The organism is uncultured Sphingomonas sp. (assembly GCF_937859915.1).
Taxonomy (GTDB): domain Bacteria; phylum Pseudomonadota; class Alphaproteobacteria; order Sphingomonadales; family Sphingomonadaceae; genus Solisphingomonas.
In genome coordinates, this window is record NZ_CALMAW010000024.1 from 30,824 (window position 1) to 56,181 (window position 25,358).

A 25,358-nucleotide genomic window follows, 5' to 3' on the forward strand; every position below is an offset into this window, starting at 1 on the left:
TCCCTTGAGCCCTAAATGGCGTCGGTTCCCGCCGGGGCCGGCGGGGTGGCGGGCGCGGTGACGGCGGGATCGCCGATCTGGTGGCCGGGCTCCTGGCTGACGCGGACGACGGTCTTGCCGGGCAAGCGCATGTCGAAATGCACGAAACCCTGGCCGAGCAGCCGCGCGGCCTGGTCCATCCGGTCGAACTTCGCATAGGCATCCTTGGCGGCCTGGTCGCCTTCGGGGAGCGCCAGCGTCTCGCCGCTGTTGAAGCGGATGTCCCAGCGCCGGTCGCCGACCCAGCTCGCGCCCGCAACCAGCGGCTTGAGCCGGCTCGCGGCCTCCATCACCCCGGCGAGGCTGGTCGCGTGCAGATTGGCGCCCGGCCCGATCACGATCGGCAGATCGGGCATCGCCTGCGGATCGACCGCCTGCAGGACGACGCCATCCTTGTCGATCAGGCTAAGCTTGCCCTGATATTGCCAGATCGCGGACGGCTGGCGCTCGACGATGTCGACGAGCAGCGTGTCGGGCAGCCGGCGCGAGACGCGTGCGTCGGCGACCCAGCCATATTGCATCAGCTTGTCGCGGATCTGGCCGAGGTCAACGAGCGGCATCGCGGTCGAATTCTGGTCGAGCGCGACCGAATAGACCGGCAGCCGGTCCATATGGTGGATGCCCTGAATCTCCACGCGCTTGACCGAGAACCCCGCCTTGCCGGCAAGTTCGCCGAGCTGGGCGCCGACGAACTGCGGCAGATGCAGCGCAAAGGCGGTCGCGACGATCGCCAGCGCGACGATCAGAGCGGCGAGCCGGTACAGCCAGTTCTTGAGCTCGGCGGCAGGCAGCGGGCTGATCGCCAGCGCACGACCGGTGACCTGTTTCGCGCGCGCATTGGCCGCCGCCGCGCCGCGCCGCGCCACCGCTGGCGTGCGGGCTTGCCTGGGCTGGGCGCCTCGCCTGATCCGCGCGCGTTCGCTCACGTTTCCGTCCCCCGCCCCACCGCTTCGTCGATCAGCCGCTGGACCAGCGTCTCATAGCTCATCCCGACGTGTCGCGCCTGTTCGGGAACGAGGCTCAACGGCGTCATGCCCGGCTGGGTGTTGACCTCGAGCAGATAGAGGCCCTCGACCCCCTGCTCGTCGTCCCAGCGAAAATCCGAGCGCGAGCAGCCTTTGCAGCCGAGCAGCCGATGCGCCTCCTCCGCCATCCGCATCGCGGCGGCGGCGACGTCCTCGGGAATCGCGGCGGGGCAGACATGGGTGGTCACCCCATCGGTATATTTATGCTCGTAATCGTAGAAGCCGCTGTCGATCACCAGCTCGGTGACGGCGAGCGCGGCATCGCCGAGCACCGCGACGGTCAGCTCCTTGCCGCGGATGAACGGCTCGGCGAGCAGATGGTCGAACTGCTTCCAGGGGCCTTCGCTGTCCCGACCGATCGGATTGCCGTAATTGCCGGCATCGGTGACGATTGCGACCCCGACCGACGAGCCTTCGTTGACGGGCTTGAGCACATAGGGCCGCGGCAACGGATCCGCCGCGTACAGGCTCTCGCTGGCGACGACCTTGCCCGTAGGCATGCGGATGCCGTGGGGGACGAGCGCCTGTTTGGTCAGCTCCTTGTCGATCGCGATCACCGAGGTGGCGAGGCCGCTATGCGTGTAAGGCAGTCCCATGATGTCGAGCAGCCCCTGCACGGAGCCGTCTTCGCCAGGCGTGCCGTGCAGCGCGTTGAACACGACGTCGGGCGCGGCCAGCGTCAACTTGGTGGCGACATCGCGCGCCATGTCGATCGCGACGACGCGGTGGCCGAGCTTGTCGAGCGCGGCGGCGACGCCGCGGCCCGAGGTCAGCGACACCTCGCGCTCGGCCGACCAGCCGCCCATCAGGACGGCGACGTGGAGAGGTTTTACGTCGCTCACGTCGCCGAACCCACGCGCTGGATTTCCCATTCGAGTTCGACGCCGCTGTGTGCGAGCACGCGACGCCGCACCTCCTCGCCCAGCGCCTCGATATCGGCCGCGCTGGCGGCGCCGAGGTTGAGCAGGAAGTTGGTGTGCTTCTCTGACACCTGCGCATCGCCGATCGTCAGCCCGCGACATCCCGCGGCGTCGATCAGAGTCCAGGCCTTGTCACCGGCCGGGTTCTTGAAGGTCGAGCCGCCGGTGCGCGAGCGCAGGGGCTGCGACGCCTCGCGCTCGGCGGCGATGCGGTCCATTTCGGCGCCGATCTTAGCGGGGTCGCCCGCCCCGCCCTGCAGCAGCGCCTCGACGACGATCGCGCCATCGGGCAGTGCCGAATGGCGGTAGGAATAGCCGAAGCGGTCGGCCGTCCAGACCTCGATCGCGCCGCTCCGCGTGACGACGGTCGCCTCGATCAGAATGTCGGTCATGTCGCGGCCATAGGCGCCGGCGTTGCCGCGCACGGCGCCGCCGATCGCACCGGGAATGCCGCGCTGGAACTCGAGCCCGGCGATACCCGCGTCGCGCGCCGCGGAGGCGACGGTGATGCCCATCGCGGCCGCACCCGAGCGCACCCGGTGGCCAGGCTCGATCGAGACTTTCGCAAAGGCCTTGGGCAGCCGCACGACGACGCCCGCGACACCGCCGTCGCGGACGATCAGGTTCGAGCCGACGCCCACCGCCATCACCGGCACCGCCGGATCGAGCGCAGCGAGGAAGGCGGCGAGATCCTCGACATCGGCGGGGCGGACAAGCCAGTCGGCAGCGCCGCCGGTGCGGAACCAGATGAAGTCGGCAAGGCTGGCGCGGGGTTCGATGGAGCCACGCAGCGCCATTCCCTCGCCGTTCGCACTGAGCGACGTCGACGTGCGGGCTTCGGGCGCAACGCCTGCAACGCGTCCTTCGACGTCGCTCAGGACGAACGGGGATTTTGCAGGAACCGCGCTCATCCCTTGGGCGACCACAGCGCGATCCAATTCTGCCACGCCTGGATGCCCGCCTCGGCCGCCTCATGCGCCGATTTCTGGAAGGCGACCTCGTCCTGTCCTGCCTTGAGCGCCGTCTCCATCAGATCGAGCTGGCGCTTCTGGAAGCGCAGCACCTCCTGTTGGAATGCGACAAAGCCCATGAACGGATGCTGGTTCATTCCGCCGGCTCCGACACTTTGGCGCGCTGACCCTCGATCGCTGCGGCGAGACCGGCAGCCCATTTGGTGATGTCGCCCGCGCCCAGGCAGATCACCATATCGTCGGGACGCAGTGTCGCCCCCAATTCGTCCGCGAGCGCGTCGGCGCCGGCGATCTCGGCGGCATTGCGATGCCCGCGGGTGCGCAGCCCTTGCACCAGCGCGGCGGCATCGACACCCTCGATCGGTTGCTCGCCCGCGGCGTAGACGGGGGCGACGTAGACGACGTCCGCATCGTTGAACGCCTGCTGGAAGTCGTCCATCAGATCGCGCAGCCGGCTGAAGCGGTGGGGCTGGACGACCGCGATGACGCGCCCCCTGGCGCCTTCGCGCGCCGCCGAGAGCACCGCCTTGATCTCGACCGGATGGTGGCCATAGTCGTCGATGATCGTCGCGCCATCGACCTCGCCGACCTTGGTGAAGCGCCGCTTGACCCCGCCGAATTTGGCGAAGCCGGTACGGATGATCTCGTCGGAGACACCGAGTTCGAGCGCGACGCCGATCGCGGCGAGCGCGTTGGAGACGTTGTGGCGGCCCGGCATCGGCAATTCGATCCCCTCGATCGAGCGCACCGTACCGTCGCGGTGGCGGATGATCGTCTCGAAGCGGTTGCCGCCCGGGATCGGCATCACATTGACGCCGCGCACGTCGGCCTGCGCCGAGAAGCCGTAGGTGACGATACGGCGGTCGCGCACGCGCGGCAGGATCGCCTGCACTTCCGGGTGATCGAGGCACAGCAGCGCGGCACCGTAGAAGGGGACGTTCTCGACGAATTCGACGAACGCGTCCTTCACCGCGTCGAACGAACCATAATGGTCGAGATGCTCGGGATCGATGTTGGTGACGATCGCATAGGTGCCGTCGAGCCGCAGGAAGGAGCCGTCGCTCTCGTCGGCCTCGACCACCATCCAGTCGGAGGCGCCCAGCCGTGCATTGGAGCCATAGCTGTTGATGATGCCGCCGTTGATCACGGTCGGGTCGACGCCGCCCGCATCGAGCAAAGCGGCCACCATCGACGTCGTCGTCGTCTTGCCGTGCGTGCCCGCCACCGCGACGGTCGACTTGAGCCGCATCAGCTCGGCGAGCATCTCGGCGCGGCGCACCACCGGCACGCGGGTCTCGAGCGCGAGCTCGACCTCGGGATTGCCGCGCTTGATCGCGGTCGAGGTAACGACCACCGCCGCATCGCCGAGATTGGCGGCGTCATGGCCGATCATCACCTTGATCCCGCGCTTGCGCAGGCCGTCGATCACATAGCTTTCGGCGACGTCCGAGCCCTGCACGGTGTAGCCGAGATTGCACATCACCTCGGCGATGCCCGACATGCCGATGCCGCCGATGCCGATGAAATGGATGGTGCCGATGTCGGTGGCGACGCCCTTCACGCAAATGCTTCCTTGAACTGGGGTACGGGCCCGATCGGGCTCGGAGTGGGTCCGGCGAGATTGACGACGAGGTCGGCAAGATCGCGGGTGGCGTGCGGATAGCCCGCATCGCGCGCGCGCGTCGCGGCATTTTCGAGCGCGCCGGGCTCGAGCGCCATCTTCTGCATCTGCTTGGCGAGCCGTTGCGGGGTGAACGTCCCCTGCGGCATCGAGGCGGCGCCACCGGTTGCCGCCATCTCGCGCGCATTGGCGGTCTGGTGATCGTCCATCGCGGAGGGCAGCGGCACCAGGATCGCGGGACGGCCCGCCGCGGTCAGCTCGGCGATGCTCGACGCGCCCGAGCGGCCGACGAACAAATGGCTCCAGCCAAGCCGCTCGGGCAGATCGCCGAGATAGGTCGCGCAGTCGGCGGGGATGTCGAGCTCGGCATAGCGCGCGCGGACGCGCTCGATGTCCTCGGGACGGCACTGCTGGGTGACCTGGAGCCGGTGGCGCAGCGCGATCGGCAGCAGGCCCAGCGCGTCGGGAACAACGGTCGAGAGGATGCTGGCCCCCTGGCTGCCGCCGGTGACGAGCAGGCGGAAGATGCCGTCCTCGGTGAGCGGCGGGTAGGGCTGGTCGCGCAGCGCCAGCACCTCGGCGCGGACCGGATTGCCGACGACGACGGGCATGACGCTGGCGGGCACGCGGTCGACCTGCCGGTACGCCGTGGCGAGCACCTTCACTCGCCGCGCGAGCAGCCGGTTGACGCGGCCGAGCACCGCATTCTGCTCCTGCAGCGCGGTCGGCAGCTTGAGCGACAGCGCGGCGAGCAGCGTCGGCAATGCGGGATAGCCACCGAAGCCGACCACCGCGACCGGTTCGAGGTCGCGGATCAGCCCGCGCGCCGCGGTCCGCCCCTGCCAGATGCCCTTCGCCGCCTTGATCCAGCCGAGCACGCCGCCGCCGAGCCGTCCTGCCGGCAGGACATGGACGTCGACACCCGCGAACAGCCCGGGGATGCGCGCGCCGCGCGCGTCGGTGACTAGCGCGACCGCATGGCCGCGCCGGATCAGCTCCTCGGCCAGCGCATGCGCCGGGATCATATGGCCACCGGTGCCACCGGCAGCGAGCAGGAAGAGGCGTTTCACCGCGGCTTGTTCCATGTCACGACATAGGGAGACCGCGTCAGATACGGGTTCCGGCGCGTGAACGCCAGCAGCAGGCCGAAGCCCATCGACAGGGCTATCATCGACGAGCCGCCGTAGGAGATGAACGGCAGCGTCATCCCCTTCGAGGGTGCGAGCTGCAGGTTGACCGCCATGTTGATGATCGCCTGCGCGCCGAACTGCGTGGCGAGACCGGCGGCGGCGAGCAGGATGAAGCTGTCTTCCTCGTCGAGCAGCTTGACGAACACGCGCACGATGATCGCGACATAGATCAGCGCGATCGCGAGGCAGGCGATCAGCCCGAACTCCTCGCCGATCACCGAGAAGATATAGTCGGTATGCGGCTCGGGCAGCTTGAACTTCATAGTCCCCGCGCCCGGCCCGGTGCCGAACAGCCCGCCGTGCATCAGCGTGCGCCGTGCGGAGTCGACCTGATAGGTGTCGCCCGACTGGAAGAGAAAATTGTCGATCCTGAGCCGCGCCACCGAATAGAAGAGATAGGCCGAGATCACCGCCGCGATGCCGAGCCCGGCGAGCGCCGCCAGCCCTTTCATCGGCGCGCCCGAGAGCGTCAGCAGCGCGGTCCACATCAGGAGGAACATGATCGTCTGGCCGAAATCGGGCTGCTTCATCAGGATGCCCGCGATGGCCGCGGTCGCGACGAAGCTGATCGGCACCACCGGCAGCGTGCGGTCATGCTGCTTGAGCGACAGCAGCCAGGCGAGCGCCACGACATACAAGGGTTTGAGGAATTCGGACGGCTGGAACTGCGCGATTCCGACGCCGATCCAGCGCCTGGCGCCGTTGATCTGGTGGCCGAGGATCGGCGTCGCCGCGAGCGCGAGGACGAACACCGCCGCGCCGACGAGACACAGCCGGCGCGCGATTTCCTTGGGCAGCATCGAGACGACGAACATCACCGGGATGCCAACCGCGAGCCACAGGCACTGGCGGTAGAAATAATAGAGCGGCGGGAACACGACCGCGCCGTCCGAATAGCGCACGCCCGCGGCCGGCGAGGCAGCGGCGACCGCGATCAGGCCGATCCCGATCAGCACCGTCACCAGCGCGAGCAGGACGAGGTCGATCTCCCAGAACCAGCGGCCGAGCGGCGAGCGATCGGCGCGGCCGAGCCGGGGCGGCTTGCCGCGGCGGAAACGACCCTTGCGGCCGGACGCGGGCTCCATCTTCACATCCGGTCTCCCAGCATGACAACCGCCGCCTTGAACGCGTCCCCGCGCGCCTCATAATCCTTGAACTGATCGTAGGACGCGCACGCCGGCGACAGCAACACGGTCTCGCCCGCGCGCGCGACCATCGCCGCGGCGCGCACCGCCGCCTCGAGCGTACCGACGTTGCGGGCATAGATGCCGGATTCGAGCAGCAGCTGCGCATAGAATTCGGCCGACTCGCCGATCGTGTAGGCGGCGACGACATGGCCGTAATGCGGCGCGCAGGAATCGAGCTCGTCGGTCTTGCGGCGGCCGCCCAATATCCAATGAACCTTGGGATAGGCGGCGAGCGCGGGCGCCGCCGAGGTCGCGTTGGTCGCCTTCGAATCGTTGACGTAGAGGACGCCATGGACCTCGGCGACACGCTCCATGCGGTGCGGCAGACCGGGATAGGAGCGCAGTCCCTGGGTGATCGCCGCCTCGGCAATGCCGAGCAGCCGCGCGACCGCGACCGCGGCCGCGACATTCTGCGCATTGTGCGGCCCCTGGAGCGCGGGCCACGCCGACTGGTCGCCCGCGTCGCGCGCCGAGACCGGAACAACGGTGGGCGAAGCCGGCGGCATCGGCAGCGGCATCTTCGCGCCGAACGCGCCATCGAGTGCGAGCGGTGCGGCCGGTGGGATCGCCAACCCATGCGCGAGATCGGCGCTGGGCTGGTCGTCGGTAGCGATCACCGCCACCTGCCCCGATCCCTGCATCGCGAATAGCCGCGCCTTGGACGCGGCATAGCCGTCGAAGCCCGCATAGCGATCGAGATGGTCCGGGGTGATGTTGGTCAGCACCGCGATGTCGCAGGCTAGGCTGTGGGTCAGGTCGATCTGGAAGCTCGACAGCTCGAGCACATAGACTCCCCCTGCGGCGAGCGGTGCCTGCCCGAGAATCGGCAGCCCGATATTGCCGCCCATCGTCGTCGGCACGCCCGCGGTGACGAGAATATGGTGGATCAGCGCGGTCGTCGTCGACTTGCCGTTGGTGCCGGTGATGCCGACCACCTTGTGCGCCGGAAGTGCGGCGCGCGCCTGCGCGAAAAGTTCGATGTCGCCGATCACGGGCACGCCCGCCTTGCGCGCCCTCTCGGCGATCGGATGCGTGTTGAGCGGCACGCCAGGCGAGACGACGATGCCGTCGAAGCCGGTCAGGTCGATCGCCATCGGATCGCCGAGCGTTGCGCCCGGGGTCAGGATCGCGCGCGCCTCGGCCCGCTCGTCCCATGCCGTCACCAGCGCTCCGCTCTCGACCAAAGCGCGCACCGTCGCCAGCCCCGAGCGCGCCAGCCCGAGCACCGCATAGCGCCTGCCCGCGAAGGCCGGGTTGGTGATCACCGCAGTTTCAGCGTGGCAAGGCCGGCGAGCGCCAGCACGAAGGCGACGATCCAGAAGCGGATGACCACGGTCGGTTCGGACCAGCCGATCTGCTCGAAATGATGGTGGATCGGCGCCATCTTGAACACGCGCTTGCCGGTGCGCTTGTAGAAGAACACCTGGATGATCACGCTCATCGCCTCGACCACGAACAGCCCGCCGACGATCCCCAGCACGATCTCGTGATGCGCCACCACCGCGATCGCGCCCAAGGCGCCGCCGAGCGCAAGACTGCCGGTGTCACCCATGAAGACCGCGGCGGGCGGCGCGTTGAACCACAGGAAGGCGAGCCCCGCGCCGATGATCGCGGCGCAGATGATCGTCAGGTCGCCCGCGCCGGGCACGTGCGGTATGCCGAGATAATGCGCGAACTTCACGTTGCTGACGAGATAGGTGATCACGAAGAAGGCGAGGCAGGCGATGATCACCGGCATCGTCGCCAGGCCGTCGAGCCCGTCGGTGAGGTTTACCGCATTGCCGAACGCGACGATCGTGAATGCCGCAAACGGGATGTAGAACCAGCCGAGGTTGATCACGGGCCCGTTGTAGAAGGGCACGTAAAGCTCGGTGCCGTTCATGTGGACGATCAGCCAGCTCGCGATGCCCGCGATCAGGAACTCGGCGGCCAGCCGCACCTTGCCCGAGACACCCTTGTGGCTGCGCTTCTTGACCTTGTCGTAATCGTCCATGAAGCCGATCGCGCCAAAGCCCAGCGTCACGAACAGCACCGCCCAGGTATAGCGGTTGGTGAGGTCCATCCACAGCAGCATCGAGACGACGAGGCTGGTCAGGATCATCAGGCCGCCCATCGTCGGCGTGCCGCGCTTCGCAAGGTGGGTCTGAGGGCCGTCCAGGCGGATCGGTTGCCCCTTGCCCTGGCGAATGCGCAGCCAGCCGATGAAGCGCGGCCCGATGATCAGCCCGAGGAACAGCGCGGTCAGCGCCGCCGCGCCCGCGCGGAAGGTGATGTAGCGCACCAGGTTGAGCGCGTGGGGAAAACCCAGATGATCGGCGAGCAGATACAGCATTAGAAAATGTCCCCCGCCAGCGCGTGGACGACGCGGGCGAGCCCTATGGCGTTGGATCCCTTGACGAGCACCGCGTCGCCGGGGCGGAGCATCTCCGCCAGTCGGTCCCGCGCGGTCGCGGCGTCGGGGACATGCGCGACCGCCATCCGCCCGGCAAGCGATTCGGCGAGGGGCGTCATGCCGTCGCCGACGAGGATCGCGATCTCGGCCTTGGCATCGATCAGTGGCTGCGCGAGCGCGGCGTGGAAGTCATCCGACCCGGAGCCCAATTCGCGCATCTCGCCGAGCAACGCGAGCTTGCGGGTCGCGGGTTCGTGACCGAGTTCACGGATCGTTGCCGCCATCGAGGCGGGGTTCGCATTATAGCTTTCATCGATCAGCAGCGCCTCGCCGCCCGGCAGCGCGACATGCCGTCGTGCACCGCGTCCGGGAAGACCCGCCATTTCGGCAAGCGCCAGCCCGGCGGCGGCAAGGTCTCCCCCGACGGCGGCGACCGCGGCGATCACCGCCAGCGCGTTCGACACCCAATGCTCGCCCGGCATCGCCAGCGTGAAGGTGAGCTGGCCACCCGGCAGCACCGCGTTGATCAGCGTCCCGTGCGGGCTCCGCATCGCTTCCGTGGCGTGAACGTCAGCCTGTCTGCTGCGTCCGAAGGTGACAATCTGCGCCGCATGGGCCGCGGCGGCGGTACGGAGACGCTCATAATGCGGGCTGTCATAGGGGATGATCGCGGTGCCGCCCGGTTCGAGCCCGCGAAAGATCTCGCCCTTCGCATCGGCGATCGCCTCTTCGCCAGAGAAGAAGGCGGAGTGGGCCGGGGCGATCGCGGTGATCAGCGCGACATGCGGACGGACCAAGCGGGTCAACGCGTCGAGCTCGCCGGCATGGTTCATGCCCATCTCGAACACGCCGAACCGCGCGTCGCGTGGCATGCGCGCGAGGCTGAGCGGCACGCCGACATGGTTGTTATAGCTCTTGACCGAGCGATGCGCGGCGCCCGGCATGCCGCGGTCGAGTGCGGCGAAGAGCGCCTCCTTGGTCCCGGTCTTGCCGACCGACCCGGTGACGCCGATGATCCTGGCGGTCGTCCGTGCCCGCGATGCGGCGCCGAGCGCGTGGAGCGCGGCGGTGGTGTCGGCGACGCGGATGTGCGGGGCGTCGCAGGGCGCGGACACGATCACGCCCGCGGCGCCCTGCGTGATGGCCTGGGGGACGAAGCGATGGCCGTCGGTGCTCTCGCCGGTCAGCGCGACGAACAGGTCACCCGGGCCGACCTCACGCGAGTCATAGGCGACGCCCGAGACGGGGAAGTCGGCCGACGCGGTGCCGCCGGTGGCCGCCGCAATCTCGGCGGCTGTCCAGAGCGGCGTCATGCCTGATATCCGTTCGTGCCGAGCGCAGTCGAAGCATGGTCACCGCTGGCGCATGGACGCCGGCGGTGACCATGCTGAACGGGGTGAGGCGAGGCGGCGCTCACGCCGCGCACTCGCGCGCGACCTGGACATCGTCGAACGACAATATGCGGTCGCCGACGATTTGCCCGACCTCATGACCCTTGCCCGCAATCAGCACGACATCGCCCTCGCCTGCCTCGGACAGCGCCGCGGCGATGGCGGCGCGGCGATCGCCGATCTCGCGCGCACCCGGCGCGGCGGCCAGGATCGCCGCGCGGATCACCGCGGGATCCTCGGAGCGGGGGTTGTCGTCGGTGACGATCGCGACGTCGGCCTGCGCAGCGGCGATCGCGCCCATTTCGGGGCGCTTGCCGGTGTCGCGATCGCCGCCCGCGCCGAACACGACGATCAGCCGCGCGGCATGCGGCTTGAGCGCTTCGATCGCCGCCTGCAGCCCGTCGGGCGTATGCGCATAGTCGACATAGACCGGCGCGCCCTTGGCGGTGATCACCGCCCGTTCGAGGCGCCCGCGCACCGGCTGCAGCCGCGACACGCCGCCGAGCACATCGCCGAGCGCGCCCCCCGTCGCGAGCGCGAAACCCGCCGCGACCAGCGCGTTTGCCGCCTGATAGGCGCCGATCAGCGGCAGATTGACCTTATGCGTGCCGCCACCGAATTCCGCGCTCGCCTCGATCGTCAGCGTCTGGCCGAGTTGGGTCGGCACGCGCTCGACCAGCCGCAGCGTGTCGCCCCTGGTGCCGACCGTGATCAACCGCAGCCCGCGCTCGGCGGCGATCTCGATCACCCGCGACGAGGCGTCGTCGTCGGCCCACACCACCGCGGCACCATCCTTATCGACGACCTCGGAAAACAACCGCAGCTTGGCTTCGAGATAGGCCGCCATCGTGCCGTGATAGTCGAGATGGTCGCGGCTGAGATTGGTGAAGCCGGCAACGCGCACCGGCAGCCCTTCGGTACGGAATTGCGCAAGGCCATGACTGGAGGCCTCGAACGCGGCGTGCGTCACGCCCTCCATCCGAAGGCCCGCCATGTTGGACAGGAAGGTGACGATGTCGGGCGTGGTCAGCCCGGTCGAGACCTGCGCGGCCTTGCCGTCGGCATCGGTGGTGGTGACCCCGAGCGTGCCGATCGAGGCGGCGCTAAGCCCCCGCATCCGCCACAGCTGGCGGGTGAGTTCGACGGTCGAGGTCTTGCCGTTGGTGCCGGTGACCGCGACCACCGTCTCGGGGAAGGGCGCGAAGAAGCGGGCGGCGAGCCGGGCGAACGCCCGCCGGGGCTCGGCGTCGGCAATATGGACCGCGGGGCCGGGCACGCGGGCTTCAGGTCGCGCGACAACCGCCACCGCCCCCGCCTGGACGGCGCCGGCGATGAAATCCTCGCCGTCGCGGGCGAGGCCCCGGAACGCACCGAACACGGTGCCGGGGGCCACTTTGCGGTGGTCGATCGCGCAGCCGGTGACACGCGCGGCGGCGGCCTCGTCGGTCTGTCCGTCGGTCAGGTCGCCCAGTTTCATGTCCGCGATCAGTCCTTGTCGTGGGCGGCGGCGGCCGCACCGGTCAGCTTGGGCTTGGAAATGCCGGGGTGCCACAGCAATGGCAGCAGGTCGCTCTCGTCGACGTCGTGGCTGGTGTCGGGGACGACGCCGAGCAGTGGTCCGATGCGGGCGATCGCCTGCCCGATCGCCGGACCCACCACCCAGGCCGCCGTCGTCTTGCCATAGGTGTCGGCGGTGCCGTGCGGGCCGTCGAGCGTCATCATGATGACGTATTTGGGATCGTCCATCGGGAAGACGCCCGCGAAGGTCGAGACGTTGAGCTTCTTGTTGTAGCCGCCCGCCTGCGCCTTCTCGGCGGTGCCGGTCTTGCCGCCGATGCGGAAGCCGGGAACGTCGGCGCGCCGGCCCGTACCCTCGGACGCCGGCATCACGTCGAGGCGGAGCAGCTGGCGCACGCGTGCGCTGGTCGTCTCCGAAATCACGCGGTGACCGGTCGGCACGGGGTTGTCGGCGCTACGCTTGATCAGCGTCGCGGGGTGATAGGTGCCGCCATTGACCATCGCGGCGTAGGCGATCGCGAGATTGAGCGGCGTCACCGCGATGCCGTGGCCGAAGCCGACCGTCATCACCGTCGTACGGCCCCAATAACCCGGCCAGAGCGGCTTGGCCTTGGCCTTGAGCTCGATCTCGGGTGCCGCATGAAATCCGAGCTTGTCGAACATCGCCGTCTCGCGCGCCTGGCCGAGCTCGTCCGCGATGCGCGCGGTCACGATGTTGGACGATTTGACCATCATCTCGGGAATGTCGAGCCAGCGGCCTGCCGGCTCGTCATCATGGATGGTGAAGCGGCCGATCTTGAGCGGCGCGGTCGCGTCGTAGCGCTTGCCCATCGAGGTGACGACGCCGCTCTCGATCGCGTTTGCGATGGTGATCGGCTTGAAGGTCGAGCCCAGCTCGTAGACCGACTGGGTGACGTTGTTGCGCAGCGAATCGAGACCCGTCGCGCCAGGATCATTGGGGTTGAAGGTCGGCAGCGACACCATCGCCACCACCTCGCCGGTGCGCACGTCCATCACCAGCCCCGAGCCGGCCGCGGCGGTGAACTTGTCCTTGGCCGCCGACAGCTCCTCCTCGAGCGCCGCCTGCACGCGCGTGTCGATCGACAGCGACACCGGCACGCCGCGCTTGGCGGGATCGAGCAGCCGGTTGTTGAGCACGCGCTCCATGCCGAACACGCCGCGCCCGTCGATATCGGTCCAGCCGAGCACGTGCGCGGCGAGCGTCGTCTGCGGATAGAGCCGCTCGGGCTCCTGCGCGAGCGCAAGCGCCGGCTCACCGATCGCGTTGACCTGGGCGACGAGTTCGGGGGTCGCGCGACGGCGCAGATAGACGAAGCTCTTCTTCGCGCGCAGCATCGCGAAATAGTCTGCGGCGCTATGCTCGGGCATCAGCTGAGCGAGCTTCTGCGCGACCTCCATCGGATCGTTGACGAGCTGCCGGGGATGGATGCCGATCGACCAGGCCTGGATGGTGGTGGCGAGCGGCACGCCGTTGCGATCGACAATGTCGCCACGCGCCGGCAGCAGGCCGTCGGCCGCGGGCGTCGCAGCGGCGCCACCGACGAAGATCGAGACGTAGAGAAGCCGGAGCGCGATAACGCCGACGACGCCGAGGAACAGCAGCATCACCACCATCAGGCGGAAATGCACGAGCGCCAGCGACTGCTGGCGCTGGCCGGCAAGCCGGACCCGATCCGGGCGCGCGACGAGGCCGGTCACGGCCGCGATGTCTTCCCGTCCGCGTCCAGATAGGTGATCAGGCTGGCGCGACGCAGCACCGGCCGCGCGGCCGGTGTGTCAAGGTCGAGCGAAACCGAATGAACCAGACGCGTGGTCGGTGCCTCGACGCGATGATAGGCGACGCGCGCGACTTCGGCCGGCGCCTGCAGGCCCGCCGCATCGCCGCCAGCGGTCGGCACCGTTGGCGCGGTGATGGCAAGGCTGGCGAGCTGCATTTCGCCCGCCAGATACTGGTGCGCCTTGGGCGCGGTCAACGCCAGCACGTCGGCGTTCCATCGCTCCAACTGCACGAGCCGGCTCCGCGTCTGCAATTCGGTCTGCAGCGAGCGGATGTCCTCGCGGTCGCCGAGCAGGCGGTGCTCGACCTGCGCGACCTGTGCGCGCTCGGCGGCGACGCGCAACGACACGAGGTAGCAGCCGAGCGCGGCGACGGCGACGCTCGCCACCCACCCTACTGTCCTGAAACGTGTCGCGATCATCATCGGGCTCCTCGGCGCGCGGGCGGTGGGTGGTGGGAAGAAACAGGGGCGGACGCGGCGGGCTCAAGCGGCCAGGCCGGCATCGCGGTGCGATGTGCAGCGCGCAGCGTCGCGGATCGCGAGCGCGGGTTGCGGCGCTGCTCGGCCTCGCTCGCGCGGATCCCGCGCGAGACCGCCTCGAAGCTTGGCGGCGTCGCCGCGATCGCCTCCGGGCGATGGCGCGAACCGGCGCCCATGCCGCCGCCGCGGCTCTTGAGGAAGCGCTTGACGATGCGATCCTCGAGACTGTGGAAACTCACCACCGCGAGCCGGCCGGCGTCCGCAAGCAACGCCTCGGCGGCCGTCAACCCCTCTTCGAGCTCCTGAAGCTCGCGATTGAGGTGTATGCGGATCGCCTGGAAGGTCCGCGTCGCGGGATCCTTGGGCATGCCGGGATGATGACCCATGGCGCGGCGGACGACATCGGCCAGCTCGCCGGTGCGCGTCAGCGGCCGCGCCGCGACGATCGCCCGCGCGATCCGGCGGGCACGAGGCTCCTCGCCGTAGAGATGGATGACGTCGGCGATTTCTGCCTCGTCTGCATCGTTGACGAAATCGGCAGCACTCGTGCCGGCCTGCTCCATCCGCATGTCGAGCGGGCCGTCGCCCTGGAAGGAGAAACCCCGCGCCGCCTGGTCGAGCTGCATCGATGACACGCCGATGTCGAGCGTGACGCCGTCGACGCTGTCGACGCCAAGCGCGGCGAGCGCCTCGCGCATGCGCGAGAAACGCTCCGCGACCAGCACGAGCCGGCCACCGCTTTCGGCCTCGAGCGCGCGCCCGGCGGCGATCGCGTCGGGATCACGATCGAAGGCGAATACGCGCGCCGCGCCGGCCGCCAGGATCGCCCGCGTATACCCGCCGGCGCCAAACGTGCCATCGACATGCGTTTCGCCCGGCTGGACGGAGAGCGCGGCCATCACCTCGTCGAGCAGCACGGGAATGTGCGGCGCATCGGCAATCAGCTGGGCCTCGGCAGGCGTGGTGCTCATGCCGAGATCCCCCGCTCGGCGAGCAGGAAGGCCAGCACCTTGCGGTTGCGCGAGCCTTCGGGGAACGCGGCCAGCGCCTTGAGCGGGTTCCAGATCTGGATCGTCGAGCCGGCACCGAGGAAGAAGGCGAAGTCCTCGATCTCGCCGAGCGCCCGCAACATCGGCGACAGCACCATCCGCCCGGCACTATCGAACTTGACCGGATCGAGACTGCCGAACGCGTCGACGCGCGCGGTCTCGAGCGCGACCATCCGCTCGGCAGCGGGGAGGTCCGCGACGCTGTCGCGCAGCTGTTCGTCGAATTCGGCAGAGGCGATCGCATCGAGCGCGGTGAGGCAGGCACCACCGGCATGCTCCCCGATCATCAGCATATTGTCGGCATTCTGCTCATGGGCGAGCGCGCGCTTCTCGATCAGCGCACGGAAGCTGGCCGGCACGGACACCCGTCCCTTCGCGTCCACCGCGTTCAGCGCATGGCCTTGAAAGAGGTACCCGACGTTCAAACCAAACCCCTTGGCGACGCGCTTGCCCCCGTCACCGTTCCGCAATGCGAAGAACCCCCGCTCCCCGAGGGCCTCCTTGCGGACCCCGTGGGGGTATCATGGGATAGACATGGGCTTCAATGGGTTTGCATGGGTTTTCGTGTGTATTTCTCGGAAGACTTTGGTCGACGAATTAGGAGGAACGGCTCAAAATGGGGGTTATTCCCACTTTGTTCTTTAGACAGGGCTGTGGATAAGTGTGTTGAAAGCGTCACGCGCAATCGAGCCGTGTCGCCGGATAGTATGCACGAGGCGAGCGCGGTGCGCGGCGCCGCGAATCAGTGGTGCGGGGTCGTCGGTCGCTGGGCGGGCGGCACGGTCGCAGCCGCCACCTTGGCGGGCGGGCCGCCCGGCGCGACACCAAGTTCGGCGAGCGGTTCCTTGGGCGGCTCCGCTGCAGCATTGGCCGCGACGGCACCATTGGCGAGGCGCGCACCCCGCGGCTCGTCCTGGCCGAGCATGCCGAGGATCGAGGCGGCGAGCAGCGTGAGCAGGAAGACCGCGGCGAGCCCGGTCAACCCGACGCGCACGCGCTGCATCGCCGCATCGCGGGGATCACGCGGAGGAAGGTCGCTGTCGTCGGCCACGCGCCTTCCTAGCGCAGGCGTCAGCGCGGCTCCAGCCACGGCGGCACGGTAAGCCCCTTTGCGCGCAACCACGTCGGATTGGACAGGGTCGAGAGATAACGCATCCCCGAATCGCACAGGATCGTGACGATCGTCCTGCCCGGCCCCATCGCCTTGGCGAGCGCAACGGCACCCGCGACGTTGATCCCCGACGACAGGCCGACATGCAGGCCCTCCTCGGCCAGCAGCCGGTGCACCCAGACCAGTGCGTCCTCGTCCGAGATGCGAAACTGCGCGTCGACCGGCGCACCGTCGAGATTCGCGGTGATCCGGCTCTGCCCGATCCCCTCGGCGACCGAGCTGCCCTCGGCCGCGAGCTCGCCGCAGGCGTAATAGCTGTACAGTGCAGCACCATGCGGATCGGCAAGCGCGATCGTCACGCCATCCTTCTCGGCCTTGAGCCCAAGACCGACGCCGGCAAGCGTGCCGCCGGTCCCGCAGGCGCAGATGAAACCGTCGATCGCGCCGCCGGTCTGCGCCCAGATCTCTGGCGCTGTGGTGCGGATATGCGCCATGCGGTTGGCGGTGTTGTCGAACTGGTTCGACCAGAAGCCGCCGGGCGTCTCCTCCGCGATGCGGCGCGAGGTGTGAACATAATGCGCGGGGTTGGAATAGGCGGTCGGCGGCACCTCGACCAGTTCGGCACCCAGCGCGCGCAGCGTGTCCTTCTTCTCCTGGCTCTGCGTCTCGGGGATGACGATGATCGTCTTATAGCCCTTGGCGTTGGCGACGAAGGCGAGCCCGATGCCGGTATTGCCCGCGGTGCCCTCGACGATCGTGCCTCCTGCTTTCAACAGTCCGCGTGCCTCGCCATCCTCGATGATCGCGAGCGCGGCCCGATCCTTGACCGACCCGCCGGGGTTCATGAACTCGCATTTGGCCAGGATCTCGCAGCCGGTCTCCGCGGACGGACCGGCGAGGCGGACGAGCGGCGTGTTGCCGATCAGCGAAAGCGCATCGCGCGCGATGGAAGTCATGCCGCCGACATAGGCGGCGCCTGCGCGGGCGGCAACGCAGCTTTGCTTGGGGCCGCCCAACCGCCTGATGACCGCACCGCAACCATCTGTCGCAGGAAAACGTGATGCAGCGCACAACGCGCTTGACGGGCGCGCCTGGGTTGTCGATCAGCGGGATCGCTATGCGAACCCCCCTCACGCTCCGCGCCGCCCCGGCTCTCGCCGGATTCCTCCTCCTCACGCTCGCCGGGTGCAACAACCAGCCGACCAACATCGGCGCCGACGAGACCGACGACATGAAGACCCAGCTGGCGACCGCCAAGCCGGTCTCGCTGCCGCCGTCGATCGCCGCGACCAAGTCGCTGCGCTGCGCCGACAACAGCGTCGTGTTCGTCGACTTCTATTCGGACGGCAAGAGCGCCGGCGTCCATCTCAAGAAGGACAGCCCGCCGACGATCGTCAAGGCTGACGCGGCCGGCAAGCCGATGACGGCGGACGGCGGCTATGTGATCGACGGCTCGCAGACGGCGTCTTCGGTCAAGGTCACGCTGCCGGGCAAGCCTGCACAGAGCTGCGACACCGAATAAGCGCGGCGGCTTTTCCTGAAACACCCAGGCCGGCGACGATCTCGCCGGCCTTTTTCTTGAGCCGCGCGCAAAGCCACCACGCCTGCAAAGCCGCTAACGCCATCCTTCCCTAATCCGCGCCTCCGCGCTATCGGCTCGCGGCATGACGAACGCCCCCGCCATCACCGCCCAGACGATCACCGGCGAGATCGTCGCCCAGCACGGGCTCTCCGAAGAGGAATATGCCCGCGTGCTCCACGCGCTCGGGCGCGAGCCCAATCTCACCGAGCTCGGCATCTTCTCGGTGATGTGGTCCGAGCATTGCTCGTACAAGTCGAGCCGCATCCATTTGAAGAAGCTGCCCACCGAGGGCCCTCATGTGATCTGCGGCCCCGGCGAGAATGCCGGCGTGATCGACATCGGCGACGGCCAGGCGGCGATCTTCAAGATGGAGAGCCACAACCACCCCTCCTACATCGAGCCCTATCAGGGCGCCGCGACCGGGGTCGGCGGCATCCTGCGCGACGTGTTCACGATGGGCGCGCGGCCGATCGCCAATCTCAACGCGCTGCGCTTCGGCCGGCCCGACCATCCCAAGATGCGCCACCTGATCGCCGGCGTCGTCCACGGCATCGGCGGCTACGGCAATTGCGTCGGCGTGCCGACGGTCGGCGGCGAGGTCAATTTCCACAAGGCCTATGACGGCAACATCCTGGTCAACGCGATGACCGTCGGCGTGGCGGACCAGGACAAGATCTTTTATTCGGCCGCCTCGGGGATCGGCAATTCGATCGTCTATGTCGGCTCCAAGACCGGACGCGACGGCATCCACGGCGCCACCATGGCCTCGGCCGACTTCGGCGAGGATTCGGACTCCAAGCGGCCGACCGTCCAGGTCGGCGATCCGTTCACAGAAAAGCTGTTGATCGAGGCGTGCCTCGAGCTGATGGCCTCTGACGCGATCGTCGCGATCCAGGACATGGGCGCCGCCGGCCTCACCTCCTCCTCGGTCGAGATGGCGAGCAAGGGCGGCGTCGGCATCGCGCTCGACATGAACGCGGTGCCACAGCGCGAGACCGGCATGACGCCCTACGAGATGATGCTGAGCGAAAGCCAGGAGCGGATGCTCATGGTGCTCAAGCCCGGTCGCGAGGATTTTGCAGAGGCGATCTTCCGCAAGTGGGAGCTCGATTTCGCGGTGATCGGCACGGTCACCGACACCGGCCGCATGGTACTTACCTGGAACGGCGAGACCGTGTGCGACATCCCGCTCGGCCCGCTCGCCGACGAGGCGCCGCTCTACGACCGCCCCGCCGCCTCCAGGGAAGCGTATCAGGCCTGGGCCGGCGTGGCGCCGCTCAGTGACATTCCCGAATCAACCGACATCGCCGCCGATCTGCTCAAGCTGATGGGCTCCCCCGACATCGCCTCGCGGCGCTGGATCTGGGAACAGTATGACCATATGGTCGGCGCAGACACCGTGCAGCGCCCGGGTGGCGACGCCGCGGTGGTGCGGGTCCACGGCACGCAGAAGGGGCTCGCGATGAGCACCGACTGCACCCCGCGCTATTGCTATGCCGACCCCTATGAGGGCGGCAAGCAGGCGGTTGCCGAATGCTATCGCAACCTGTCCGCCGTCGGGGCGACGCCGCTGGCGATCACCAACTGCCTCAACTTCGCCAATCCGCAGCGCCCCGAGATCATGGCGCAGCTTACCGGCTGCCTCGACGGCATGGGCGATGCCTGCCGCGCGCTCGACTTCCCGATCGTGTCGGGCAACGTCTCGCTCTATAATGAGAGCAAGGCGACGGGCGGTGGGTCGGCGATCCTGCCGACGCCTGCGATCGGCGGCGTCGGGCTGCTGGCGGACTGGTCGACCTCGGCGACGATCGCGTTCAAGGCGGCGGGGGAGGATATCCTGCTCATCGGCGGCACGACCGGTCATCTCGGCCAGTCGCTCTATCTGCGCGAAATCCTCGGCCGCGAGGCAGGGGCGCCGCCGACGGTCGATCTGGCGGCTGAGCGCCAGGCGGGCGAACTGATACGGCGCCTGATCCTCGAAGGCCGCGTGACCGCGGTGCACGACGTCTCGGATGGCGGCCTGCTCGTCGCGGCGACCGAGATGGCGCTCGCCGGCGGGATCGGCGCAGAGCTGGACACCTTGTCCGCCGCGCAGGCGTTCGGCGAAGACCAGGGCCGCTATCTGGTGACGGTCCCGTCCGGCATCGAGATCGAAGGCGCTGTCCGGATCGGGCGGACAATCGACCGGTCGGCGGTGTACGGCATCCCGCTCGCCGACCTCCGCCGCGCGCACGAGGACTTCTTCCCGACGCTGATGGGCGCCGACGCGGCATTGGCATAGCGACGCAGGCCCTTCCCGCGAGACGGCGAGGCGAAGGAAATGTTGACCCAGGCGTCATCTTGCGATTCGATCGTCCCGACCGCGAGTAGCGCGGCCGAGGAGACGAGCATGATCCGATCGCTGATGACCGCCGCTGCCCTGCTGTCGCTGGCCGCCGCGCCCGCGCTGGCCGCGCCGTGCAAGGACGCCAAGGGCAAGTTCACCAAATGCCCGCCAGCCGCCGCCCCTGCCGGCGCGCGCTGCAAGGATGCCAAGGGCAAGTTCGCCAAGTGCGGCGCCCCTGGCGCGACGCCGATCGCTGCCAAGAAATGATCTCAAGGCCCGGCGGCGGCATATGGCGGCCGCCGGGCACTTGCCGATGCCGGCAGCTGATAGACGCCCGAAACGCGGTCTGACGACCTATGAACCGCCGGCTCCCGGCTTGACGCTCTGGTCCCGCCGCGACACGTCCGTACGATGACAGCCGTCCCCCGCTACGCCTCGATCGACGCGCTGCGCGGGCTTGCGGTGATGGGCATCCTGCTGATGAATATCGCCGATTTCGCACTGCCGTCGGGCGCCTATTTCAATCCCCTCGCCGGCGGCGGCACGCGGCCCGTCGATCTCGCGGCCTGGGCGGTGTCGTTCGTGCTGGTCGACGGCAAGATGCGTGCGCTCTTCTCCATCCTGTTCGGCGCCTCGACGCTGATCGTGGTCGAACGCGCCGAGGCGGCGGGCCGCAACGGCACGCGCGTCCACTTTGCGCGGATGGCGACGCTCGGGTTGTTCGGCGTCGCACACCTCCTCCTGATCTGGCCGGGGGACATCCTGCTCCACTATGCGCTGGTCGGCACATTGGCGCTGCCATTCGCGCTGCTCGAGCCCCGCCAGCAATTGCGCATCGCTATCCTGTTGCTGTGCGTGCAACTGGTCGTCGGCGCGCTGTTCTTCCTCAATTTCGTCGAGCTGCGCCACGCCGCCAGCCTGGCCGACGCCAGCGCCGCGACGCGCGCCGCCTGGCACAGCTTCGCCGATGGCGTCGGGGTCGGCCAGCCATCGGACGTCGCCGCGGAGATCGCGGTGGCGCGCGGATCGTGGCATGGTTTCGTCGCGCACAACCTTGCCGTCCAAGGCGGCGGGCCGGTCTTCCTGCTCGCCTTCGACGGCTTCGAGACGCTGGCGTTCATGCTGATCGGAATGGCGGCGCTACGGTCGGGGTTCGTTACCGGGACGTGGACGCGGGCGCGCTATCTGCGCTGGTCGGGGCTCGGGTTCGCGGTCGGCCTGCCGCCGACGGTCGCCCTGTGCGGGCTGAGTGCCGCCGGCGGTTTCGATACGCTCACAACGTTTGCGGCGGCGACGCTTGGCAGCGTGCCCTTCCGCCCGATCCTGGCGCTCGCCGAGGCCAGCCTCGCGCTCGCCTGGCTGACAGGCCGTCCGCATCCGCGGCTCGAGGCGGCAGGCCGCGTCGCGTTCAGCAACTATCTCGGCACCAGCATCGTCATGATGCTGGTCTTCGACGGCTGGGGCCTCGGGCTGTTCGGCCGGGTGGAACGAGTCATGCTCTACCCGATCGTCCTCGCGACATGGGCGGCGATGCTGACATGGAGCCCATGGTGGCTAGCGCGCTTCCGCTACGGCCCGCTCGAATGGGCGTGGCGCTCGCTCGCGCGCGGAAAAGCGCAAGCGATGCGCATAAATGATATTGCAACTGTGTCGCAGTAGTCCTAGTCTGATGTCATCGCCATCGGAGGCACTATGGTCGTCTGCATCTGCAATGCGTTGCGTGAAAACCAGGTACGGGACGCCGCGCGCGCCGGTTGCCGCGATCCACTTTCCGCCTATGCCTCCCTGGGATGCCGCCCGCGCTGCGGTCAGTGCGTGCCCTTCGCGCGCGAGCTGATCGCGTCCGAATCCGCTGCCGCCTGAAAGCGCCGTCTGCGAACGACTTGCGCGAGTCGTTCGCGGTGGGATTTGCGCCTGATCGGGGTTAAACCACGCTTCTGCACATTGGGAGCTGGGTATGAAGGGCGACGCACGCGTCATCGAGATATTGAACGTGGCGCTCAAGAACGAGCTGACCGCGATTAACCAATATTGGCTTCACTATCGCATGCTCGACCATTGGGGCGTGCAGAAGCTCGCCGATTTCGAGCGCCACGAATCGATCGACGAGATGAAGCATGCCGATTGGCTGTCGGAGCGCATCCTGTTTCTCGACGGCCTGCCTAATTTCCAGCTGCTCGGTCGCCTGCGCATCGGCGAATCGGTCGAAGAGATCCTCAAGGCCGACATGGCGCTCGAAGAGGAGGCGATCCCGACGCTGCGCGACGGCATCGCGCAGGCCGAATCGGTGCGCGACTATGTATCGCGCGACCTGTTCCTCAAGATCCTCGCCAACGAGGAGGAGCATGTCGACTATCTCGAGAAGCAGTTCGACCTGATCAAGCTGATGGGGATCGGCAACTACATCCAGCTGCAGAGCAAGCCTGCGAACGAGGAAGGCGCCTCGACCGGAGACTGACTCCCAGGCCGTGCGGCGTGGGGGCAATCGCGCTCATGCCGCGCGGCGGCTGTGCCCCGGCGCGTTCGGGCCGAAACGTTATCGATACGCGCGCAGGCGACGCCTCAGCGCTGGGCGACCCCGAAGCTGCCCGACGCCTTACGGCCGAAACCCGTGGTGCGGCGGTCGACCAGCGGATTGACCTCGCGGTCGAACAGACGGAGCGTCGCCTCGAACAGCGGGCGCAGTTCGACAATGCGCTCGATCAGTTCGTCCGGCGTCTCGCGCGCCTCGACGCAGCGCCGCGCGGTCGCCTCGATCTCCTCGGCGATCTCGGCGAGCGGCATCGCACCAAATTGTCGCGCCTCGCCCTTCAGCGTATGCGCGGGCAACACCAGCGCGGCCGCGGAGCGATCGCGAATCGCCTGCTCGATGACACCGACGGCCTTGATTCCGTCTTCGCGGAAATAGCCGAGAATACGCACGAATCCGGAGCCAAGCTCGGTGCGTACGCGGGCGAAAACGCCCCAATCGACCAGTTCTGCGGCTCCCATCGCCACGAGCGATCCCCTTGAACACAGTATCTAATATTCGAGCTATGCCAGTATTGGGGTAAATAGAGCGTTACCGTCGCATAGCGTTTAGTCGAAGGCCCTGCCCAATTTCCGTTGCCTGCGGTGATATCCGCCAGCCGCGCTCGTCCGCGACCGCGGTGATTTCGCGCGCCGCGGCGGGGTCGTCCGCCACCACAAGGATCACCGCGCCCAGTGCGGCTTCACGGATCGCGCGCGCAACCCGGAGTGCCGGCCACGGGCAGCGGAGCCCCCGCAGATCGAGCAGCGTCTCGCTCAATCGTCGCGCGTGTCGTTGGGCCGGTTGCCGTAGGGGTTCTTGGGCGCACGCAGCGTCAGCCGCACCGGCACCGCGCCGAAGCCGAGATCCTTGCGAATGCCGTTGAGCAGATAGCGCTGATAGCTGACCGGGAGCTGATCGACGCGCGTGCCGAACAGCACGAAGCCGGGCGGCCGCGTCTTGGCTTGCGTCAGGTAGCGCAGCTTGATCCGCTTGCCGCCGGGCGCGGGCGGCGGGTTGCGCTCGACCGCCTGCTCGAACCAGCGGTTGAGCGCGCCGGTGCCGACGCGCTTGGACCAGGCGTCGCGCGTCTCGAAGGCAGCGGCGAGCAGCTGGTCGAGGCCCTTGCCCGTCTCCGCCGACACGGTGAGCAGCGGCACGCCCTTGACCTGGCTGAGCCCCTCGTCGAGCGCCGCCTTGACGCCGTTGAACAGCGCCGAGGCGCCTTCGGCGACGTCCCATTTGTTGAGCGCGATCACCAGCGCACGGCCTTCGGACAGCACCTTGTCCGCGATCCGCAGGTCCTGCGCCTCGAGCCCGCGCGTCGCATCTAGCAGCAGCACGACGACCTCGGCGAAATCGACCGCGCGCATCGTGTCGGAGGCGGACAGCTTTTCGAGCTTGTCCTCGATCTTGGCCTTCTTGCGCAGCCCCGCCGTGTCGATCAGCCGCACCGCCCGCTCGCGACCCTCGGGGCTCGGCCACATCCAGTCGATCGAGATCGAATCGCGCGTGATGCCGGCTTCCGGCCCGGTGATCAGCCGCTGCTCGCCAAGCATCTTGTTGACCAGCGTCGACTTGCCCGCATTGGGGCGGCCGACGATCGCGAGCTTGAGGATCGCGTCGGGATCCTCCTCGTCATCGTCGGGCGCCTCCTCTTCGACGTCGCCGCGCTCGATATGCGGCAGCAGCACCTCGAACAGATCAGCCATGCCGTCGCCATGCTCGGCCGACAGCGCGATCGGATCGCCGAGACCCAACCGGAACGCCTCGAAGATCGCCGATTCGGCGGCGCGGCCCTCCGCCTTGTTGGCGAGCAGGATGATCGGCGTGTCGCTGCCGCGCAGCCAGCGCGCGACCTCGGCATCGAGCGGGGTTACGCCCGCACGCGCGTCGATCATGAACAACGCGGCGTCGGCTTGCGCCACCGCGGCCTCGGTCTGCGCGCGCATCCGGCCCGGAAGCGTCTGCGCATCGTCTTCCTCATAGCCGGCCGTGTCGATGATGCGGAACTGCAGCCCGAGCAGGTCGGCGTCGCCCTCGCGCCGGTCGCGCGTGACACCCGGACGATCGTCGACCAACGCGATGCGCTTGCCGACGAGGCGGTTGAACAATGTCGACTTGCCGACATTGGGGCGGCCGATGATCGCGACGGTAGGCTGTTGCTTCATATCAAATCTCCGCCGCCGCCCCTACACGATCGCCCGCGGGCGTTCGCCCCCTAAACGACTGCTCCAGGAGCGCACCC

General features: G+C 68.4%; 26 protein-coding genes. 6 read left to right on the forward strand and 20 right to left on the reverse strand.

All coding sequences use genetic code 11. The annotated features are described in order from the left end of the window. Positions 1-11: 11 nt before the first annotated feature. The 17 genes from Q0326_RS03670 to Q0326_RS03750 all read right to left on the reverse strand — a co-directional run bounded on the left by Q0326_RS03670 (position 12) and on the right by Q0326_RS03750 (position 17,649). Positions 12-965, reverse strand: a complete 954-nt coding sequence (locus Q0326_RS03670; protein WP_298687221.1) for a cell division protein FtsQ/DivIB — start codon at positions 963-965, stop codon at positions 12-14. Further along, the gene (locus Q0326_RS03675; protein ID WP_298687223.1) at positions 962-1,906 is read right to left on the reverse strand and encodes a D-alanine--D-alanine ligase; all 945 of its coding nucleotides are present in this window, start codon (positions 1,904-1,906) and stop codon (positions 962-964) included. The genes Q0326_RS03670 and Q0326_RS03675 overlap by 4 nt, the downstream gene beginning before the upstream one ends. After that, positions 1,903-2,781, reverse strand: coding sequence for a UDP-N-acetylmuramate dehydrogenase (gene murB / locus Q0326_RS03680; protein WP_298687225.1), 879 nt, complete (start codon positions 2,779-2,781; stop codon positions 1,903-1,905). The genes Q0326_RS03675 and murB overlap by 4 nt, the downstream gene beginning before the upstream one ends. 110 nt (positions 2,782-2,891) lie before the next feature. Continuing rightward, positions 2,892-3,092, reverse strand: a complete 201-nt coding sequence (locus Q0326_RS03685; RefSeq protein ID WP_298687227.1) for a hypothetical protein — start codon at positions 3,090-3,092, stop codon at positions 2,892-2,894. Further along, positions 3,089-4,516 carry a UDP-N-acetylmuramate--L-alanine ligase gene (murC, locus tag Q0326_RS03690; protein WP_298687229.1) on the reverse strand — a complete coding sequence of 476 codons (1,428 nt, stop codon included), beginning with the start codon at positions 4,514-4,516 and terminating at the stop codon, positions 3,089-3,091. Before murC ends, Q0326_RS03685 begins: the two co-directional genes overlap by 4 nt. After that, positions 4,513-5,661 (reverse strand): UDP-N-acetylglucosamine--N-acetylmuramyl-(pentapeptide) pyrophosphoryl-undecaprenol N-acetylglucosamine transferase, encoded by a 1,149-nt coding sequence (locus tag Q0326_RS03695; protein WP_298687231.1) that lies wholly within the window; start codon positions 5,659-5,661, stop codon positions 4,513-4,515. The genes murC and Q0326_RS03695 overlap by 4 nt, the downstream gene beginning before the upstream one ends. Then, a complete protein-coding gene (locus tag Q0326_RS03700) occupies positions 5,643-6,851 on the reverse strand; it encodes a putative peptidoglycan glycosyltransferase FtsW (protein ID WP_298687233.1) in 1,209 nt (402 codons plus the stop codon). The genes Q0326_RS03695 and Q0326_RS03700 overlap by 19 nt, the downstream gene beginning before the upstream one ends. A 2-nt stretch (positions 6,852-6,853) precedes the next feature. Then, entirely contained in the window at positions 6,854-8,218 is a 1,365-nt protein-coding gene (gene murD, locus Q0326_RS03705; protein ID WP_298687235.1) for a UDP-N-acetylmuramoyl-L-alanine--D-glutamate ligase, read from the reverse strand. Beyond that, the gene (gene mraY / locus Q0326_RS03710) at positions 8,215-9,285 is read right to left on the reverse strand and encodes a phospho-N-acetylmuramoyl-pentapeptide-transferase (RefSeq protein WP_298687237.1); all 1,071 of its coding nucleotides are present in this window, start codon (positions 9,283-9,285) and stop codon (positions 8,215-8,217) included. The genes murD and mraY overlap by 4 nt, the downstream gene beginning before the upstream one ends. Then, positions 9,285-10,658, reverse strand: coding sequence for a UDP-N-acetylmuramoyl-tripeptide--D-alanyl-D-alanine ligase (murF, locus tag Q0326_RS03715; RefSeq protein ID WP_298687239.1), 1,374 nt, complete (start codon positions 10,656-10,658; stop codon positions 9,285-9,287). The genes mraY and murF overlap by 1 nt, the downstream gene beginning before the upstream one ends. Positions 10,659-10,758: 100 nt before the next feature. After that, positions 10,759-12,213, reverse strand: a complete 1,455-nt coding sequence (locus tag Q0326_RS03720; protein WP_298687241.1) for a UDP-N-acetylmuramoyl-L-alanyl-D-glutamate--2,6-diaminopimelate ligase — start codon at positions 12,211-12,213, stop codon at positions 10,759-10,761. An 8-nt stretch (positions 12,214-12,221) separates the two neighbouring features. Further along, positions 12,222-13,973 (reverse strand): penicillin-binding protein 2, encoded by a 1,752-nt coding sequence (locus Q0326_RS03725; protein WP_298687244.1) that lies wholly within the window; start codon positions 13,971-13,973, stop codon positions 12,222-12,224. Beyond that, positions 13,970-14,473 (reverse strand): hypothetical protein, encoded by a 504-nt coding sequence (locus Q0326_RS03730; RefSeq protein WP_298687246.1) that lies wholly within the window; start codon positions 14,471-14,473, stop codon positions 13,970-13,972. The genes Q0326_RS03725 and Q0326_RS03730 overlap by 4 nt, the downstream gene beginning before the upstream one ends. Continuing rightward, a complete protein-coding gene (rsmH, locus tag Q0326_RS03735; RefSeq protein WP_298687248.1) occupies positions 14,473-15,504 on the reverse strand; it encodes a 16S rRNA (cytosine(1402)-N(4))-methyltransferase RsmH in 1,032 nt (343 codons plus the stop codon). The genes Q0326_RS03730 and rsmH overlap by 1 nt, the downstream gene beginning before the upstream one ends. Next, entirely contained in the window at positions 15,501-15,941 is a 441-nt protein-coding gene (locus Q0326_RS03740) for a division/cell wall cluster transcriptional repressor MraZ (protein ID WP_298687250.1), read from the reverse strand. The genes rsmH and Q0326_RS03740 overlap by 4 nt, the downstream gene beginning before the upstream one ends. A gap of 383 nt (positions 15,942-16,324) precedes the next feature. Further along, positions 16,325-16,633, reverse strand: coding sequence for a hypothetical protein (locus Q0326_RS03745; RefSeq protein WP_298687252.1), 309 nt, complete (start codon positions 16,631-16,633; stop codon positions 16,325-16,327). Between the two features lie 20 nt (positions 16,634-16,653). After that, on the reverse strand, positions 16,654-17,649 hold the full coding sequence (locus Q0326_RS03750; protein ID WP_298687254.1) for a cysteine synthase A: 996 nt from the start codon (positions 17,647-17,649) through the stop codon (positions 16,654-16,656). 161 nt (positions 17,650-17,810) lie between these two features. Between Q0326_RS03750 and Q0326_RS03755 the strand changes: the two genes are divergently transcribed. The 6 genes from Q0326_RS03755 (at position 17,811) to bfr (ending at position 23,059) form a co-directional block, all read left to right on the forward strand. After that, the gene (locus Q0326_RS03755; RefSeq protein ID WP_298687256.1) at positions 17,811-18,215 is read left to right on the forward strand and encodes a hypothetical protein; all 405 of its coding nucleotides are present in this window, start codon (positions 17,811-17,813) and stop codon (positions 18,213-18,215) included. Between the two features lie 142 nt (positions 18,216-18,357). Beyond that, positions 18,358-20,556, forward strand: a complete 2,199-nt coding sequence (gene purL, locus Q0326_RS03760; protein ID WP_298687258.1) for a phosphoribosylformylglycinamidine synthase subunit PurL — start codon at positions 18,358-18,360, stop codon at positions 20,554-20,556. Positions 20,557-20,664: 108 nt separating this feature from the next. Beyond that, positions 20,665-20,868, forward strand: a complete 204-nt coding sequence (locus tag Q0326_RS03765; RefSeq protein WP_298687260.1) for a hypothetical protein — start codon at positions 20,665-20,667, stop codon at positions 20,866-20,868. A gap of 144 nt (positions 20,869-21,012) precedes the next feature. Next, positions 21,013-22,260, forward strand: coding sequence for a DUF418 domain-containing protein (locus Q0326_RS03770; RefSeq protein ID WP_298687262.1), 1,248 nt, complete (start codon positions 21,013-21,015; stop codon positions 22,258-22,260). 33 nt (positions 22,261-22,293) lie between these two features. Then, entirely contained in the window at positions 22,294-22,464 is a 171-nt protein-coding gene (locus Q0326_RS03775; RefSeq protein WP_298687264.1) for a (2Fe-2S)-binding protein, read from the forward strand. Between the two features lie 94 nt (positions 22,465-22,558). Beyond that, on the forward strand, positions 22,559-23,059 hold the full coding sequence (bfr, locus tag Q0326_RS03780; RefSeq protein WP_298687266.1) for a bacterioferritin: 501 nt from the start codon (positions 22,559-22,561) through the stop codon (positions 23,057-23,059). A gap of 104 nt (positions 23,060-23,163) precedes the next feature. Here the strand turns inward: bfr and Q0326_RS03785 are convergent, their stop codons facing one another. The 3 genes from Q0326_RS03785 to der all read right to left on the reverse strand — a co-directional run bounded on the left by Q0326_RS03785 (position 23,164) and on the right by der (position 25,281). Further along, positions 23,164-23,598 carry an Hpt domain-containing protein gene (locus tag Q0326_RS03785; RefSeq protein ID WP_298687268.1) on the reverse strand — a complete coding sequence of 145 codons (435 nt, stop codon included), beginning with the start codon at positions 23,596-23,598 and terminating at the stop codon, positions 23,164-23,166. A 64-nt stretch (positions 23,599-23,662) separates the two neighbouring features. Further along, on the reverse strand, positions 23,663-23,890 hold the full coding sequence (locus Q0326_RS03790) for a sulfurtransferase TusA family protein (RefSeq protein ID WP_298687270.1): 228 nt from the start codon (positions 23,888-23,890) through the stop codon (positions 23,663-23,665). Then, positions 23,887-25,281, reverse strand: a complete 1,395-nt coding sequence (der, locus tag Q0326_RS03795) for a ribosome biogenesis GTPase Der (protein WP_298687272.1) — start codon at positions 25,279-25,281, stop codon at positions 23,887-23,889. The genes Q0326_RS03790 and der overlap by 4 nt, the downstream gene beginning before the upstream one ends. Between the last annotated feature and the right edge of the window lie 77 nt (positions 25,282-25,358).

What these genes read in the sequence shown, in the direction of transcription:
- Q0326_RS03695 (WP_298687231.1), bottom strand. Translation starts at nt 5,661, where the DNA reads ATGGAACAAGCCGCGGTGAAACGCCTCTTCCTGCTCGCTGCCGGTGGC.
- Q0326_RS03685 (WP_298687227.1), bottom strand. Translation starts at nt 3,092, where the DNA reads ATGAACCAGCATCCGTTCATGGGCTTTGTCGCATTCCAACAGGAGGTG.
- Q0326_RS03770 (WP_298687262.1), top strand. Translation starts at nt 21,013, where the DNA reads ATGACAGCCGTCCCCCGCTACGCCTCGATCGACGCGCTGCGCGGGCTT.
- der (WP_298687272.1), bottom strand. Translation starts at nt 25,281, where the DNA reads ATGAAGCAACAGCCTACCGTCGCGATCATCGGCCGCCCCAATGTCGGC.
- bfr (WP_298687266.1), top strand. Translation starts at nt 22,559, where the DNA reads ATGAAGGGCGACGCACGCGTCATCGAGATATTGAACGTGGCGCTCAAG.
- murF (WP_298687239.1), bottom strand. Translation starts at nt 10,658, where the DNA reads ATGACGCCGCTCTGGACAGCCGCCGAGATTGCGGCGGCCACCGGCGGC.
- purL (WP_298687258.1), top strand. Translation starts at nt 18,358, where the DNA reads ATGACGAACGCCCCCGCCATCACCGCCCAGACGATCACCGGCGAGATC.
- Q0326_RS03775 (WP_298687264.1), top strand. Translation starts at nt 22,294, where the DNA reads ATGGTCGTCTGCATCTGCAATGCGTTGCGTGAAAACCAGGTACGGGAC.
- Q0326_RS03730 (WP_298687246.1), bottom strand. Translation starts at nt 14,473, where the DNA reads ATGATCGCGACACGTTTCAGGACAGTAGGGTGGGTGGCGAGCGTCGCC.
- rsmH (WP_298687248.1), bottom strand. Translation starts at nt 15,504, where the DNA reads ATGAGCACCACGCCTGCCGAGGCCCAGCTGATTGCCGATGCGCCGCAC.
- Q0326_RS03765 (WP_298687260.1), top strand. Translation starts at nt 20,665, where the DNA reads ATGATCCGATCGCTGATGACCGCCGCTGCCCTGCTGTCGCTGGCCGCC.
- Q0326_RS03755 (WP_298687256.1), top strand. Translation starts at nt 17,811, where the DNA reads ATGCGAACCCCCCTCACGCTCCGCGCCGCCCCGGCTCTCGCCGGATTC.
- Q0326_RS03720 (WP_298687241.1), bottom strand. Translation starts at nt 12,213, where the DNA reads ATGAAACTGGGCGACCTGACCGACGGACAGACCGACGAGGCCGCCGCC.
- murB (WP_298687225.1), bottom strand. Translation starts at nt 2,781, where the DNA reads ATGGCGCTGCGTGGCTCCATCGAACCCCGCGCCAGCCTTGCCGACTTC.
- Q0326_RS03750 (WP_298687254.1), bottom strand. Translation starts at nt 17,649, where the DNA reads ATGACTTCCATCGCGCGCGATGCGCTTTCGCTGATCGGCAACACGCCG.
- Q0326_RS03700 (WP_298687233.1), bottom strand. Translation starts at nt 6,851, where the DNA reads ATGGAGCCCGCGTCCGGCCGCAAGGGTCGTTTCCGCCGCGGCAAGCCG.
- mraY (WP_298687237.1), bottom strand. Translation starts at nt 9,285, where the DNA reads ATGCTGTATCTGCTCGCCGATCATCTGGGTTTTCCCCACGCGCTCAAC.